Consider the following 14,974-nt stretch of genomic DNA (forward strand, 5'->3'; position numbering starts at 1 on the left):
TACCGTGATCACATGACCACCGCACGGGGCGCCGCGGCCGCAGCTCGGCGGGCCGAAGGCACTGCCGGGGAGGGCGAGGGCGACGGGCGACAGGCCGCCACTCGGGAGGAAGTCGCCAGTGCGGTGGCGGACCCCGCCGCCCCGCCCCGCTCGCTGATCGTCACCGTGTACGGCCTGTACGCGCGGCGGCACGGCGGCTGGCTCTCGGTGGCCTCGCTGATCGCCCTGCTCGCCGAACTCGGCGTCGACGAACAGGCCGTACGCTCGGCCATCCACCGGCTGAAGCGACGCGGCGTACTGGAGGCGGCCAAGCACGAGGGCGCGGCGGGCTACGAACTCTCCGAGGCGGGCCGCGACATCCTCCGCGAGGGCGACGCCCGCATCTTCCGCCGCAAGCGCGCCACCCTCGCCGACGGCTGGCTGCTCGCCGTCTTCTCGGTGCCCGAGTCGGAACGGAACAAGCGCCACCAGCTCCGCTCCCAGCTCACCCGGCTCGGCTTCGGCACCCTGACGGCCGGGGTCTGGATCGCCCCCGCCCACCTCTACGAGCCCACCGCGGCGGCCCTGCGCCGCCTCGGCCTCGACGCCTACGCCGACCTGCTGCGCGCCGACCACCTCGCCTTCGGCGATCTGTCGGACAAGGTCCGCAAGTGGTGGGACTTCGACGAACTCGACGCCCGCTACGGGGAGTTCCTCGCCACCCACACCCCCGTCCTGGACCGCCTGCGCCGCACCGACGGCCCCACCGCCGACGGCCCACGCGCCTTCGCCGCCTACATCCGCGCCCTCACCGACTGGCGCCGCCTCCCCTACCTGGACCCGGGCCTGCCCACCGAACTCCTCCCCGCCGACTGGACCGGCATCCGCGCCGCCGACCTGTTCTTCGCCCTGCACGAGGCGCTGGAGGAACCGGCGCGGCGGCATGTGGCGGGGATGTTGGCCTGAGCAGGCGGAGGGGGCGGGCGGCCTGATCCGAGAGGGCGGCGATTCTCCGTAGTGCGCGGTAGTGCGCGGTAGTACGCGGTAGTGCGCGGTAGTGCGCGGCCCCCGGCTCGGGCCGCGAGCCACGCATCACGGAGAACCGCACCCCCGGCCGAAATTCCGTTCCCCGCCCGCACGGCCGCTGTGATACTCGCCCCATGAGCACCGAAAACCCCGCCCTCAACACCGAAGACCCCGCCGCCGCTCCGAGTGAGACGGCGCCCTCCGCCCCGTACACCCTCACCACCGGCGAGCACGACAAGGCCCTCGAGAAGCAGCTCACGGACGGTCTGGAGGCCTTCAACGCCGCGGCCACCGGCTATCCCGACGAGGACAAGGCGCTGACGGTACGGGTCACCGACGACCAGGGCGAGCTGGTCGGCGGCCTCAGCGCCTGGATCTGGGGCCCGCTGTGCGGCATCGATCTGCTCTGGGTCCGCGAGGACAGCCGTTCCGACGGCTGGGGCAGCCGCCTGCTGCGCGCCGCCGAACAGGAGGCCCGCCGCCGCGGCTGCGACCGCGTCATCGTCTCCTCCTTCAGCTTCCAGGCCCCCGCCTTCTACACCCGCCACGGCTATGTGGAGACGGGGCGCTCCCTGGGCATCCCGGGCGGGCACGCGGATGTGCATCTGTTCAAGTCGCTGGAGTGGGAGACGGCCACGCCGGAGTAACCGGGGGGCGGGGGGACTTCGCGGGAGGCGAGGCTCCTGAGTCCGGGGGACGGGCTCAGGAGCCGGGCGCGGGAGTCCCGTTCAGAGGAAGTCCCGTTCACCGGCAGTGCTCTTCAGAGGAAGTCCGCCGTGTCGAGATCGAAGGCGAAGGGTTCGGGGAGGCCGAGCGGCTTGCCGAAGGGGACGGTGCACACCTGCCGGTAGTCCTGCCCTTCGGGCTCGCTGAACAGGGTCACGGAGGACATGGTCCGGTCCACGAGCAGGTACAGCGGAATCCCACCGTGCGCGTAACAGCGTCGCTTGGCCTCGCGGTCGCTGCGTGGTTTGGTCGAGGTGACTTCCAGGACCAGGGCGACGCCGTCGCAGGGCATCCACGACTCGGCGCCACGGAAAAGCCGCAGTGCACGGGGTGCGAACGTGCCGTCCGGGACGACATGGTTTTTCGGGCAAGCCCCGTCGTTGCGCAGCCTCAGACCCTTGTTCCCGGAAAACTGCATGTCCGCGCGTGAATGCCGGTACACCTGGTTCGCGATCAATTCGACACAGTCCTCATGATCCCCGTCCGGCGGCGGCGTCACGACGATCTCCCCCTCGATCAGTTCGGCCCGGAAACCCTCCGGGGTGTCCAGGGCGAGAAACCACTCCTGCAGGACCTCTTCCTGCGTGAGCGGCTCGTGTGCCATGGCAGTCATGTCACGCCCCTCCTTCGGTCGCTCGCCAGACTGGGACATCGGTGGATCACCTGTCCGAGAGATCGAGAAATGTTCCCTCGATCGTGGCACACGAGGCCCTGCGCCGCGGGCGTTCGACGCCGGGCGCCGCCCTGCCGCGCCGTCGAGACGAGGAACACCCCGTGACCACTCCCACACCCCCCTCCCATCGGGCACACTGGACGTTTGGCCGCGGCCGATCGGCCGCTGCGGAGGAGAGGTACGCACGTGAACGGTCCGCTCATCGTGCAGAGCGACAAGACCCTGCTGCTCGAGGTCGACCACGAGCAGGCCGACGCCTGTCGCCGGGCCGTCGCGCCCTTCGCCGAGCTGGAGCGGGCTCCCGAGCACATCCACACGTACCGGATCACCCCGCTCGGGCTGTGGAACGCGCGTGCCGCCGGGCACGACGCCGAGCAGGTCGTCGACGCGCTGGTGCAGTACTCGCGGTATCCGGTGCCGCACGCGCTGCTCGTCGACATCGCCGAGACGATGGACCGCTACGGGCGGCTGACCCTCAGCAAGCACCCCGCCCACGGTCTGGTCCTGACCAGCACCGACCGGCCAGTACTGGAGGAGGTGCTGCGCTCGAAGCGGATCGCGCCGCTGGTGGGCGCCCGGATCGACCCGGACACGGTCGCCGTGCACCCCTCCGAGCGCGGGCAGATCAAGCAGACGCTGCTGAAGCTCGGCTGGCCCGCCGAGGACCTCGCCGGGTATGTGGACGGCGAGGCGCATCCCATCGACCTCAAGGAGGACGGCTGGGCGCTGAGGCCGTACCAGAAGCAGGCGGTGGAGAACTTCTGGCACGGCGGCTCCGGTGTGATCGTGCTGCCGTGCGGCGCGGGCAAGACCCTGGTCGGCGCGGGGTCGATGGCCGAGGCCAAGTCGACGACGCTGATCCTGGTCACCAACACCGTCTCGGCCCGGCAGTGGAAGCACGAGCTGGTCAAGCGGACCTCGCTGACCGAGGACGAGGTCGGCGAGTACTCGGGCACCAAGAAGGAGATCCGCCCGGTCACCATCGCCACGTACCAAGTGCTCACGACGCGTCGCAAGGGCGTGTACCCGCACCTGGAACTGTTCGACTCACGCGACTGGGGCCTGGTCATCTACGACGAGGTGCATCTGCTGCCCGCCCCGGTCTTCAAGTTCACCGCCGATCTGCAGGCCCGGCGGCGCCTGGGTCTGACCGCGACGCTGGTACGTGAGGACGGCCGGGAGTCGGACGTGTTCTCGCTGATCGGCCCGAAGCGTTTCGACGCTCCGTGGAAGGAGATCGAGGCGCAGGGCTACATCGCCCCCGCGGACTGTGTGGAGGTGCGGGTCAACCTCACCGACAGCGAGCGGCTGGCCTATGCGACCGCGGAGGCCGAGGAGAAGTACCGCTTCTGTGCGACCACCGCCACCAAGCGGAAGGTCACCGAGGCGCTGGTGCGCAAGCACGCGGGCGAGCAGACGCTGGTCATCGGGCAGTACATCGACCAGCTCGACGAGCTCGGCGCCCATCTGGACGCGCCGGTGATCAAGGGCGAGACCACCAACGCCCAGCGCGAGAAGCTCTTCGAGGCGTTCCGGCAGGGCGAGATCTCGGTACTGGTCGTGTCCAAGGTGGCCAACTTCTCCATCGACCTGCCCGAGGCGACCGTCGCCATCCAGGTCTCCGGCACCTTCGGCTCCCGCCAGGAGGAGGCCCAGCGCCTGGGCCGGGTGCTGCGTCCGAAGGCGGACGGGCACGAGGCGCGCTTCTACTCGGTGGTCGCCCGCGACACCATCGACCAGGACTTCGCCGCCCACCGCCAGCGCTTCCTCGCCGAGCAGGGTTACGCGTACCGCATCGTGGACGCGGACGAGGTGCTGGAGAGCTAGGGCAACCTCGTTCAGCGCCGACCGCGGCGGGCACCGACCCGCGACAGACGCGCCAAAAGGGGCCGCCCGGAACCTTCTCGGTTCCGGGCGGCCCCTTTTGTGTGGCGGGAGCGGTCAGGCGTCCTTGCTCAGGTTCGGGCCTGCGCTGGAGCCGCCGGTGGCCTGCTCGATCGGCGGCACGTCGGGCAGCGAGGACTTCTCCTCACCGCGGAAGGTGAAGGCCTTGCTGTCACCCTCGCCCTCGGTGTCGACGACCACGATGTGGCCGGGGCGCAGCTCGCCGAAGAGGATCTTCTCGGAGAGGATGTCCTCGATCTCGCGCTGGATGGTCCGGCGCAGCGGCCGGGCTCCGAGCACGGGGTCGTAGCCCTTCTTCGCGAGGAGCGACTTGGCCGTGGAGCTGAGCTCGATGCCCATGTCACGGTCCTTCAGGCGCTCGTCCACCTTGGCGATCATGAGGTCGACGATCTGGATGATGTCTTCCTCGGTGAGCTGGTGGAAGACCACCGTGTCGTCGACACGGTTGAGGAACTCCGGGCGGAAGTGCTGCTTCAGCTCGTCGTTGACCTTGTTCTTCATCCGCTCGTAGCTGGACTTGGTGTCGCCGGCGGCGGCGAAGCCCAGGTTGAAGCCCTTGGAGATGTCCCGGGTGCCGAGGTTGGTCGTCATGATGATGACCGTGTTCTTGAAGTCCACGACCCGGCCCTGGGAGTCGGTCAGGCGACCGTCCTCCAGGATCTGCAGCAGCGAGTTGAAGATGTCCGGGTGGGCCTTCTCGACCTCGTCGAAGAGGACCACGGAGAACGGCTTGCGGCGCACCTTCTCGGTGAGCTGGCCGCCCTCCTCGTAGCCCACGTATCCGGGCGGGGAGCCGAACAGCCGCGAGACGGTGTGCTTCTCGCTGAACTCCGACATGTCGAGGGAGATCAGCGCGTCCTCGTCGCCGAAGAGGAACTCGGCGAGCGTCTTGGACAGCTCGGTCTTACCGACACCGGAGGGACCGGCGAAGATGAACGAACCGCCGGGACGCTTCGGGTCCTTCAGACCCGCACGGGTACGCCGGATGGCCTGCGAGAGCGCCTTGATGGCGTCCTTCTGGCCGATGACGCGCTTGTGCAGCTCGTCCTCCATGCGCAGCAGACGCGAGGACTCCTCCTCGGTCAGCTTGAAGACCGGGATGCCGGTGGCGGTCGCGAGGACCTCGGCGATCAGCTCGCCGTCGACCTCGGCCACGACGTCCATGTCGCCGGCCTTCCACTCCTTCTCCCGCTTGGCCTTCGCGGCGAGGAGCTGCTTCTCCTTGTCGCGCAGGGAGGCGGCCTTCTCGAAGTCCTGCGAGTCGATCGCGGACTCCTTGTCGCGGCGCACGCCCGCGATCTTCTCGTCGAACTCGCGCAGGTCCGGCGGAGCGGTCATCCGGCGGATGCGCATCCGCGAACCGGCCTCGTCGATGAGGTCGATCGCCTTGTCCGGCAGGAAGCGGTCCGAGATGTAGCGGTCGGCCAGGGTGGCCGCCTGGACCAGGGCCTCGTCGGTGATGGAGACGCGGTGGTGCGCCTCGTACCGGTCGCGCAGACCCTTGAGGATCTCGATGGTGTGCGGCAGCGAGGGCTCGGCGACCTGGATGGGCTGGAAGCGGCGCTCGAGGGCGGCGTCCTTCTCCAGGTGCTTGCGGTACTCGTCGAGCGTGGTGGCACCGATGGTCTGCAGTTCGCCACGGGCCAGCATCGGCTTGAGGATGCTGGCGGCGTCGATGGCGCCCTCGGCGGCGCCCGCGCCGACCAGGGTGTGCAGCTCGTCGATGAACAGGATGATGTCGCCGCGGGTGCGGATCTCCTTGAGCACCTTCTTCAGGCGCTCCTCGAAGTCACCGCGGTAGCGGGAGCCGGCCACCAGCGCGCCGAGGTCGAGGGTGTAGAGGTGCTTGTCCTTGAGGGTCTCGGGCACCTCACCCTTGACGATGGCCTGCGCGAGGCCTTCCACGACGGCGGTCTTGCCGACGCCGGGCTCACCGATGAGCACGGGGTTGTTCTTCGTACGGCGGGACAGCACCTGCATGACCCGCTCGATCTCCTTCTCGCGCCCGATGACCGGGTCGAGCTTGGATTCGCGGGCCGCCTGGGTGAGGTTGCGGCCGAACTGGTCGAGGACCAGGGACGTGGAGGGCGTGCCCTCGGCAGGGCCGCCGGCGGTGGCGGCCTCCTTGCCCTGGTAACCGGAGAGCAGCTGGATGACCTGCTGCCGCACCCGGTTGAGATCGGCGCCCAGCTTCACCAGGACCTGGGCGGCGACGCCCTCGCCCTCGCGGATCAGGCCGAGCAGGATGTGCTCGGTGCCGATGTAGTTGTGGCCGAGCTGAAGCGCCTCGCGGAGCGACAGCTCCAGGACCTTCTTGGCACGGGGCGTGAAGGGGATGTGCCCGGACGGGGCCTGCTGGCCCTGGCCGATGATCTCCTCCACCTGCTGGCGGACCGCCTCGAGCGAAATCCCGAGGCTCTCCAGCGCCTTAGCGGCGACACCTTCACCCTCGTGGATCAGGCCCAGGAGGATGTGCTCGGTGCCGATGTAGTTGTGGTTGAGCATCCGGGCTTCTTCCTGAGCCAGGACGACAACCCGCCGCGCACGGTCGGTGAACCTCTCGAACATCGTTAATCGCTCCTCAGAGCGGTCAGGCAACGTGGGGACGCTCCCCGCGCTGTCCTTCCGCAGCTTAGTCCCGCAAGCGGGGACCGCTCATTCCAACTGCCGACACCCGTACGTGGCCTGCGAGCCCGAATGCCGACAACTGCTCCAACTCGATGGTGCGAGACGATGTTCCCGCAGGCCAGGGAGTTACCCCCGCCATCACTACGCCGATGGCGAACGTGAGACCGCCCCTTTGCTGCGTGTCGCCCCTCTCACTAGGGATGTCTTACCCGTACGGACCGACAGTCCATGCAGGCGAGCCCGGTTCCCTCCGCTACGGGCGAACACCCTTGCGCCGCCTTTCCGTCTCTCATGCCCCACCCGCCACAGGATTCGTACACGCACCGCCACCCTTACAAACTCTGCGTAACCCCGGAAGGTTCCCACCGGTTGTCCCGGCATGACTTTTCCCGTGCCGCGCCCGAGGCGGGCGCCGGAGTCGACGGCGGGCGCTCCCGGCCACTGCCCGGCGCGGGCCCAACGCCTGCCCGGCCCGGGCCACCGGGATCCGCACAACTGGGATCCTGCGCGGCTGCGCGCCTGGTACGTGGACGGGCTCGGCTGGGGGGAGCTGTACACGGCGGGGCCGGTGGCCCGGCTGCGTACGGGGATCAGGTTCGACGTCCTGGAAATGCCCGCCGAGGCGGGACTCGCCCTGCTGCGGGAACTGGGGCCGGAGTGCGTGGCGGCGCTGGGCGGCGGAACGGTGCGGTTACTCGTGTCCGCGGGCGGGGCACAGGAGCTGCCGGGGCTGCTCGACTGGCTTCAGTGGGGCGCCCTGGTCCCGGAGCTGCGGGCGCTGGGCACGGGCGGACACATCGACGCCCCGCTGCCTCCCGGCCCGCCGGGCGTGCCCGTTCTTCCCGTCCCCGGGGCCGGTGCGGGCTCGCAGGGGGCCGCCGTATGGTTGCGGCCCCCCGAGCTCGGAGGCGAAGTCGAGACGGCGCTGCCGGGACCGGTGGCCGTCGGGGACGGGAGGGGCGCCCCTTCGCTCTCGCTGGTGCGACTCGTGGACGCGGCTGCTTCGTACTGTCTGCGCGTCCGGATGCGGCGCGTGGCCGCTCAGCCGTTGGCCTTCTCGTAGGCCTCACGGATGGAGGCGGGAACGCGGCCGCGGTCGTTGACCTCGTAGCCGTTCTCCTTCGCCCAGGCACGGATCTGGGCGGTGTCCTGCGCGCTGCCGCCGGCAGCGGCCGCACGTGCCTTGCCACGGCCGCCCGCGGCACGGCCACCGGTGCGACGGCCACCCTTGACGTAAGGGTCGAGGAGGTCGCGCAGCTTGTCGGCATTCGTCGTGGTGAGGTCGATCTCGTACGTCTTGCCGTCGAGCGCGAACGTTACGGTCTCGTCCGCCTCACCGCCGTCGATGTCATCGACAAGAAGGACCTGAACCTTCTGTGCCACGGTAATTCCTTTCATCGAAAACTTCGGGGTGCGGGGCCTGCGGGGGGCAGTCGTTTCACCGACCCCTGATATATCAAGTACTGCAGTACGCCGGAAAGCAAACCGCTTTTGCCGGAAAAACACAAACCCCCGGCAGAGCCCCCGGACCCGAGAAGCCCGGAAACGTACGCGTTTCGGACATAGGGAACTGGGCAGGGTCATCGCGGAATAGCTCGGCGGATCACCGGTCACAGTTGCAGAAGCATCCGGCTGTTGCCCAAGGTGTTGGGTTTCACTCGTTCGAGACCAAGGAACTCCGCGACGCCCTCGTCATAGGAACGCAGCAGCTCGCTGTAGACATCCGTGTCCACAGGAGTCTCACCGATCTCGACGAAGCCGTGGGCCGCGAAGAAGTCGACTTCGAACGTGAGGCAGAAAACTCTGCGAACACCGAGCCAACGAGCGGTCTGCAACAACTTCCCGAGAAGTCGGTGCCCCACTCCCGCCCCCTTGACCACGGGCTTCACCGCCAGTGTGCGGACTTCCGCGAGGTCCTCCCAGATCACGTGCAGCGCACCGCAGCCGACCAGCTCGGCGTTGTCGTCGCGTTCCGCGACCCAGAACTCCTGGATGTCCTCGTAAAGGGTCACGGTGGCTTTGTCGAGGAGGATGCGCTTCGCGACGTACGAGTCGAGGAGTCTTCGCACCTCGGGCACATCGCTGGTCCTGGCCCGGCGGATGGTGACGGCGCTTTCCGGTTTCACCGGAACTTCGGGCTCTGCAGGCATGCCGTGACGCTATCGCCCGGTCGACTCGTCCGGCGCGGCGGGGTTGCTCGCGTTCTCCTCGGAGGCCTCGGGGTTGTCCGCCTGCTTTGACGCAGTTGCGTTCCGCACTGATCCGGTCGCGTTCTGCTTCTCGGTCGCGGTGTTTGCCTCCGGGACCCGGATCTCGGGTACGTGTGCGATTCGCACGGCGTCGCGGAGTGCCTCTCGCTGTTCCTGCGACATCATGCCGAAGAAGGCCACCAGAGCGGCCGCCGGGTTGTCACTCTGCGACCAGGCCTCGTTCATCAGGGCGGCCGAGTACGCGGCCCTGGTCGAGACCGCCTCATATCGATAGGCGCGCCCCTCGGCCTCTCTGCGCACCCAGCCCTTCTGATGGAGATTGTCCAGCACCGTCATCACCGTCGTATAGGCGATGGACCGCTCTCGCTGGAGGTCCTCCAGGACTTCCCTCACGGTCACCGGGCGGTTCCACTCCCACACCCGCGTCATGACCGCGTCTTCGAGATCTCCGAGAGGCCTAGGCACACAAGCACCATAATGCGCATACCGGGATCAATCACCCTCGGGCGCGTGCGATCCGCCCGGAACTGACCGAATTCAAGAATGCGGGGACAGCGGGGACAGCGGAGTCGGTACGGATTCCGTCGCGACGGCAGCCGGTGAAGCCGACGACCGCTGACCGCATGCGGAAACCCGGCCCGGCTGTTCGAGCCGGACCGGGTCCCTTCGCGTACCGAATACCGCGTACCGAGGGCGGGTGGCGGGGCCGCTCAGGCCGAGTCGCCGCCGGACGATTGGCGGGTGTTCTCGGCGCGGGCGAGGGCGGCGTCGACGGCCGCGTCCTCCTTGGCCTTGTTCGGGCCGCCCTGCGACTTCACGATCGTGACGATCAGGGTGATGAAGAAGACGGCCATCACCACGGGCGGCACGAGTGCGGAGACGTAGTCCATGGGACCAGAGTAGCCAGGGCCCCTTGGGGCGAATCGGACGGGGGCCGGAGCGCGTGCGCTCCGGCCCCCGTCCGCCCTGGACCTGCCGTCGGGCCTAGCCGGCGGCTCGCTCCTGTGGCGGCTTGGCCGGTTCCTCCGGGGCGGGGCGGGCGGGGCGCCGTCGCGGCGGGAAGACCTCTGCCGGGGTGGGCACCGGTCGGCCCGGGGCCGGGGCGGGGCGCTCGGAGGGCTGTTTGGGTTCCCGTGCGGGCTCCGGCCGGGGTTTCTCCTCGGCGCAGCGGGCCGGTGCACCGCAGACGGCGCGGCCGCCGGGGAGCGCGAGCAGCCGGGCGCGGGTGGCGGGAGCAGGGATACGTGCGCCCGTACGGCGGCCTTCCCCGACGGTGCGGCCCGTGGTGCTGGACGGGCCGACGGGCGCGGGCACCGTACAGCGGGCGAGGAGCCTCGCGGCCCGCGGGTTGCCGCGCAGCGCGCCGAGGGCTGCGAGGTCGTCGGACTGTGGCCGGTAGCCGCTCGGCAGCAGGTCTTCGAGCAGGGCGAGGTAGCCGGTGAGGCTGCCCGGGAGCGCGGATCTGTAGCGCGCGAGGTCGGCCAGCAGGAAATCACCGAGCCGGGCCGATTCGCGAACGGCCTCGTCGACGGATTCGGCGAGGCGCAGGCAGTCCTGGACGTCCTGGGCACTGGCGGGACTGGGGTCGAGGGCAAGGGCGAGGGCGCGGCGGAGCACCCGCAGCTCGTGCGCACCGAAGGCCATGCCGCCGCAGGATCCGTATGGCGTGGGCATGGGGCGACGATACGCGCTAATCAGACAATTCCGGCGCAGGTTCGCGGTCGGATTCTGTGCGTCGTACGCGCCATGGTCGGCGCGGTGCGCCGTACGCGCGGTGGTCGGCGCGGTGCCTCGTACGCCCGGTGGTCGGCGCGGTGCGTGGTACGCGCGGTGGTCAACGCGCATCACAGCCCCCGGCAACCGCATGCCCGACCCCTGCCTGGCCCGGACCACGGCCCCCTACGGCTCTCTCCCGCCCGCTAGTTCCGCCCGGTGTTCCTCTCGTAGACGAGGCGCAGGCCGATCAGAGTGAGCCAGGGCTCGTGTTCGTCGATGACCTCGGCCTCGCCGAGGACCATGGGGGCCAGGCCGCCGGTCGCGATGACCTTGACGGCGGCCGGGTCGGGGGCGAGTTCGCGGGCCATGCGACGCACGATGCCGTCGACCTGGCCGGCGAAGCCGAAGACGATGCCCGCCTGCATGGCCTCGACGGTGTTCTTGCCGATGACGCTGCGCGGCCGGGCGAGTTCGATCTTGCGGAGCTGGGCACCGCGTACGCCCAGGGCCTCCACGGAGATCTCGATACCGGGGGCGATCACACCGCCCGCGTACTCGCCGCGCGGGGAGACCGCGTCGAAGGTGGTGGCGGTGCCGAAGTCGACGACGATCGCGGGGCCGCCGTAGAGCTCGACGGCGGCGACGGCGTTGACGATCCGGTCCGCGCCGACCTCCTTGGGGTTGTCCATCAGGACCGGGACGCCGGTCTTGACGCCCGGTTCGACGAGGACGGCGGGGACGTCGCCGTAGTAGCGCCGGGTCACCTCGCGCAGTTCGTGCAGTACGGAGGGGACGGTCGCGCAGATACAGATGCCGTCGATGCCGTCGCCGAGCCGGTTGCCGAGCAGCGGGTGCATCCGCATCAGGCCCTGCAGGAGGACGGCGAGTTCGTCGGCGGTGCGGCGCGGGTCGGTGGAGATGCGCCAGTGCTCGACGATGTCGGGACCGTCGAAGAGACCGAGGACGGTGTGGGTGTTGCCCACGTCGATGGTCAGCAGCACGGGGGCACCGCCTGCCCGGTGCGCTGCCCGAGGCGTACGGCTGCCGCATTGCCGCCGACGGGGGCGGGCCGGGCGGCGGACAGGCGCGCACCCCGGCGGACGGCGAGCATCAGCGCGCCCCCTCTGCGGTGTCCCCGGCGCCTTCGGTGCCCCGCGCGTCCTGGCCGGTGTCGGCGGGGCGGAGGTCGAGGCCGATGTCGAGGATGGGCGAGGAGTGGGTGAGGGCGCCGACGGCGAGGTAGTCGACGCCGGTCTCCGCGTAGGCGCGGGCGTTGTCCAGGGTGAGGCGGCCGGAGGACTCCAGAAGGGCGCGGCCCGCGACGAGGGCGACGGCCTCCTCGGTCTCCAGCGGGGTGAAGTTGTCCAGCAGGATCAGGTCGGCGCCCGCGTCGAGCACCTCGCGGAGCTGGTGCAGGGTGTCGACCTCGACCTCGATGGGCACGTCGGGGAAGGTCTCGCGGACCGCCGCGAAGGCCTGCGCGACGCCGCCCGCGGCCACCACGTGGTTGTCCTTGACCAGGGCCGCGTCGGACAGCGACATGCGGTGGTTGACGCCGCCGCCGCACCGTACGGCGAACTTCTCCAGGGAGCGCAGGCCCGCGGTGGTCTTGCGGGTGTCGCGGACCTTGGCCTTGGTGCCGTCGAGGGCGTCCGCCCAGGCGCGGGTGGCGGTCGCGATGCCGGACAGGCGGCACAGCAGGTTGAGGGCGCTGCGCTCGGCGGTGAGCAGGTCGCGGGTACGGGAGGTGACGCTCAGCAGCTTCTGACCGGCCTGGACGCGGTCGCCGTCGTCCACGTGGCGTTCGACCTCGAACTCGTCGGTGCACACGATGGACAGCACGGCCTCGGCGACGCGCAGGCCCGCGACGGTTCCGGCCTCGCGGGCGGTGAAGTCGCCGGTGGCGGTGGCGTCTTCGGGGATGGTCGCGACGGTGGTGACGTCGACGCCGCCCGCGAGGTCCTCGTCGATGGCGAGGTTCGCGATGTCCTCGACCTCGAGGGGGTCGAGTCCGGCGTCGGCGAGCAGTTCGGCGAGCGCCGGGTCCAGGCCGCTCTCCATGCCCTCGCCGTACTCGGCGAATTCTGCGTCGGTCCCGCACGCGCAGCCGTCGCCGCAGCCCTCGGATTCCCCGGTGAGCGGGAGGGAGGAAAGGTCGTGGGTACTCACGGGGTCACTGCTCCTGGGTGTGCGCTTCGATGGTCGGCGGGAAGTCGGCGGTGCTCGTGGTGTGCACGTTAAGGGTTGCGGGTGACACGCGCAGTGCCTCGTTCGGGGTCTTGCCGTCGGCGGCGACGGCGAGTTGCCCGGCTTCGACTGGTTCATCCTGCGCGGGTCGGATGCCCGGCCCTTCCGCACGTTCAGGGCGGTCGAGACGTACGACGATGTGGCGGCGCCAGGCGGCGTCGTCGCGTTCGGGGTGGTCCTCGCGCCAGTGGCAGCCGCGGGTCTCCTCGCGGCGCAGGGCGGCGGCGACCAGGACCCGGGCGACGGCGAGCAGGTTGGTGGTCTCCCAGGTGTCGACCCCGGGTTCGGCGGTCTTGCCGCGCTCGGCGAGTGCGGCGCGCGAGGCCTCGTCGAGTTCGCGCAGGGCGGCGGCGGCCTCGGTCAGGGAGGCCGCGCTGCGCAGCACTCCGGCGCCCTGGGTCATGATCCGCTGGATGGCGAAGCGCTCCTCGGCCTCCAGGAGCGGCCTGCCGGGCAGCGTGCTCAATACCGGCGTACGGGGCGTGAGCGGGCGGGCGACGAGGTCGGCGGCGATGCGTTCGGCGTAGACGAGGCCTTCGAGCAGGGAGTTGGAGGCGAGCCGGTTCGCGCCGTGCACGCCGGTGCACGCGACCTCTCCGCAGGCGTACAGGCCGGGCACGGTGGTGCGCCCGTCGCGGTCGGTGCGGACGCCGCCGGAGGCGTAGTGGGCGGCGGGCGCGACCGGGACCGGCTCGGTCACCGGGTCGATGCCGTTGGCGCGGCAGGCGGCCAGGATGGTCGGGAAGCGCTCGCGCCACATCTGTTCGCCGAAGTGCCGGGCGTCGAGGAACATGTGTGCGGCGCCCTGCTCCTGCATGCGGCGCGTGATGCCCTTGGCGACGATGTCCCGCGGTGCGAGTTCGGCGAGTTCGTGGCGGCCCCGCATGAAGCGCACGCCGTCCGCGTCGACGAGGTGGGCGCCCTCGCCGCGTACCGCCTCGGACACCAGCGGCTGCTGGCCCTCCGCGCCCGCGCCGAGGAACAGCACAGTGGGGTGGAACTGTACGAACTCCAGGTCGGAGATCTCCGCCCCGGCGCGCAGTGCGAGGGCGACGCCGTCGCCGGTGGAGACGGCCGGGTTGGTGGTCGCGGAGAAGATCTGGCCCATGCCGCCGGTGGCGAGCACCACCGCGGGGGCGTGCACGGCGCCCACGCCGTCGTGCTGGCCCTCGCCCATGACGTGCAGGGTCACGCCCGCGGTGCGGCCCTCCTCGTCCGTGAGCAGATCCAGGACGAGTGCGTTCTCGACCGTCGTTATGCCCGCCTCGCGGACGGCGGTGACCAGCGCGCGGGAGACCTCCGCGCCGGTCGCGTCCCCGCCCGCGTGCACGATACGGCTGCGGTGGTGGCCGCCCTCGCGGGTCAGCGCGATGGTCTCGCCGCCCGGCGCGGTGTCGAAGTGGGCGCCGCTGTCGATCAGCCGCCGCACCGCGTCCGGCCCCTCGGTGACCAGCAGCCGCACCGCTTCCTCGTCGCACAGTCCGACGCCCGCGACCAGGGTGTCGTCCAGGTGCTGCTCGGGGGTGTCGCCCTCGCCGAGCGCCGCCGCGATGCCGCCCTGCGCCCAGCGGGTGGAGCCGTCGTCGAGGCGCGCCTTGGTGACGACGACGGTACGCAGCCCGGCCGCGGCGCAGCGCAGCGCCGCCGTCAGGCCGGCGACCCCGGAGCCGACCACGACCACGTCGGCGGTGCGGGCCCAGCCGGGGACCGGGGCGTGCAGGCGTATGCCGGTGGTGTGCGAGCCGGTGCTCTGGGCGGCGGTCATGGGCGTTCTCCGACGGTTGTGCGGGGTGGTGCGGGGGTGGTGCGGGGCAGCGCGTGGGGGGCGCGGGGCGCGGTGCCCACGTCGTGGGGGCTGCGGGCT

14 protein-coding genes are annotated in these 14,974 nt (G+C 70.6%); 4 read left to right on the forward strand and 10 right to left on the reverse strand.

Translation table 11 applies throughout. The features are described 5' to 3' along the window. Positions 1-12 precede the first annotated feature (12 nt). Positions 13-945 carry a PaaX family transcriptional regulator C-terminal domain-containing protein gene (locus tag HUT18_RS13445; RefSeq protein WP_217710483.1) on the forward strand — a complete coding sequence of 311 codons (933 nt, stop codon included), beginning with the start codon at positions 13-15 and terminating at the stop codon, positions 943-945. Between the two features lie 194 nt (positions 946-1,139). Beyond that, entirely contained in the window at positions 1,140-1,652 is a 513-nt protein-coding gene (locus tag HUT18_RS13450) for a GNAT family N-acetyltransferase (RefSeq protein ID WP_176100752.1), read from the forward strand. 113 nt (positions 1,653-1,765) lie between these two features. On the opposite strand, the gene HUT18_RS13455 is transcribed toward HUT18_RS13450, so the two are convergent. Further along, complete coding sequence (locus HUT18_RS13455; RefSeq protein ID WP_254878578.1) at positions 1,766-2,344, reverse strand: Uma2 family endonuclease; 579 nt, start codon at positions 2,342-2,344, stop codon at positions 1,766-1,768. Positions 2,345-2,590: 246 nt separating this feature from the next. Here HUT18_RS13455 and HUT18_RS13460 point away from each other — a divergent pair, with 246 nt between their 5' ends. Beyond that, a complete protein-coding gene (locus tag HUT18_RS13460; RefSeq protein ID WP_176100754.1) occupies positions 2,591-4,231 on the forward strand; it encodes a DNA repair helicase XPB in 1,641 nt (546 codons plus the stop codon). A 114-nt stretch (positions 4,232-4,345) separates the two neighbouring features. Here the strand turns inward: HUT18_RS13460 and HUT18_RS13465 are convergent, their stop codons facing one another. After that, the gene (locus tag HUT18_RS13465; RefSeq protein ID WP_176100755.1) at positions 4,346-6,877 is read right to left on the reverse strand and encodes an ATP-dependent Clp protease ATP-binding subunit; all 2,532 of its coding nucleotides are present in this window, start codon (positions 6,875-6,877) and stop codon (positions 4,346-4,348) included. A 451-nt stretch (positions 6,878-7,328) separates the two neighbouring features. Between HUT18_RS13465 and HUT18_RS13470 the strand changes: the two genes are divergently transcribed. After that, positions 7,329-8,000, forward strand: coding sequence for an SCO3374 family protein (locus tag HUT18_RS13470; RefSeq protein ID WP_254878579.1), 672 nt, complete (start codon positions 7,329-7,331; stop codon positions 7,998-8,000). On the opposite strand, the gene HUT18_RS13475 is transcribed toward HUT18_RS13470, so the two are convergent. The 8 genes from HUT18_RS13475 to HUT18_RS13510 form a co-directional block, all read right to left on the reverse strand. Beyond that, positions 7,979-8,320, reverse strand: coding sequence for an Lsr2 family protein (locus HUT18_RS13475; protein WP_176100759.1), 342 nt, complete (start codon positions 8,318-8,320; stop codon positions 7,979-7,981). The genes HUT18_RS13470 and HUT18_RS13475 overlap by 22 nt on opposite strands. A 227-nt stretch (positions 8,321-8,547) precedes the next feature. Beyond that, a complete protein-coding gene (locus HUT18_RS13480) occupies positions 8,548-9,087 on the reverse strand; it encodes an amino-acid N-acetyltransferase (RefSeq protein WP_176100761.1) in 540 nt (179 codons plus the stop codon). A 9-nt stretch (positions 9,088-9,096) separates the two neighbouring features. Continuing rightward, positions 9,097-9,612: a BlaI/MecI/CopY family transcriptional regulator gene (locus tag HUT18_RS13485; protein ID WP_176100763.1), complete on the reverse strand. Its 516-nt coding sequence runs from the start codon at positions 9,610-9,612 to the stop codon at positions 9,097-9,099. Between the two features lie 245 nt (positions 9,613-9,857). Next, entirely contained in the window at positions 9,858-10,037 is a 180-nt protein-coding gene (locus HUT18_RS13490) for a hypothetical protein (RefSeq protein WP_176100765.1), read from the reverse strand. A 94-nt stretch (positions 10,038-10,131) separates the two neighbouring features. After that, entirely contained in the window at positions 10,132-10,821 is a 690-nt protein-coding gene (locus HUT18_RS13495) for a hypothetical protein (RefSeq protein WP_254878580.1), read from the reverse strand. Positions 10,822-11,066: 245 nt separating this feature from the next. Then, positions 11,067-11,864, reverse strand: a complete 798-nt coding sequence (locus tag HUT18_RS13500; protein WP_176100767.1) for a type III pantothenate kinase — start codon at positions 11,862-11,864, stop codon at positions 11,067-11,069. 109 nt (positions 11,865-11,973) lie between these two features. After that, entirely contained in the window at positions 11,974-13,032 is a 1,059-nt protein-coding gene (gene nadC, locus HUT18_RS13505; protein ID WP_176100768.1) for a carboxylating nicotinate-nucleotide diphosphorylase, read from the reverse strand. Between the two features lie 4 nt (positions 13,033-13,036). Then, positions 13,037-14,875 (reverse strand): L-aspartate oxidase, encoded by a 1,839-nt coding sequence (locus HUT18_RS13510; protein WP_176100770.1) that lies wholly within the window; start codon positions 14,873-14,875, stop codon positions 13,037-13,039. Positions 14,876-14,974 lie beyond the last annotated feature (99 nt).

Source organism: Streptomyces sp. NA04227 (genome assembly GCF_013364195.1).
Classification (GTDB): Bacteria; Actinomycetota; Actinomycetes; order Streptomycetales; family Streptomycetaceae; genus Streptomyces.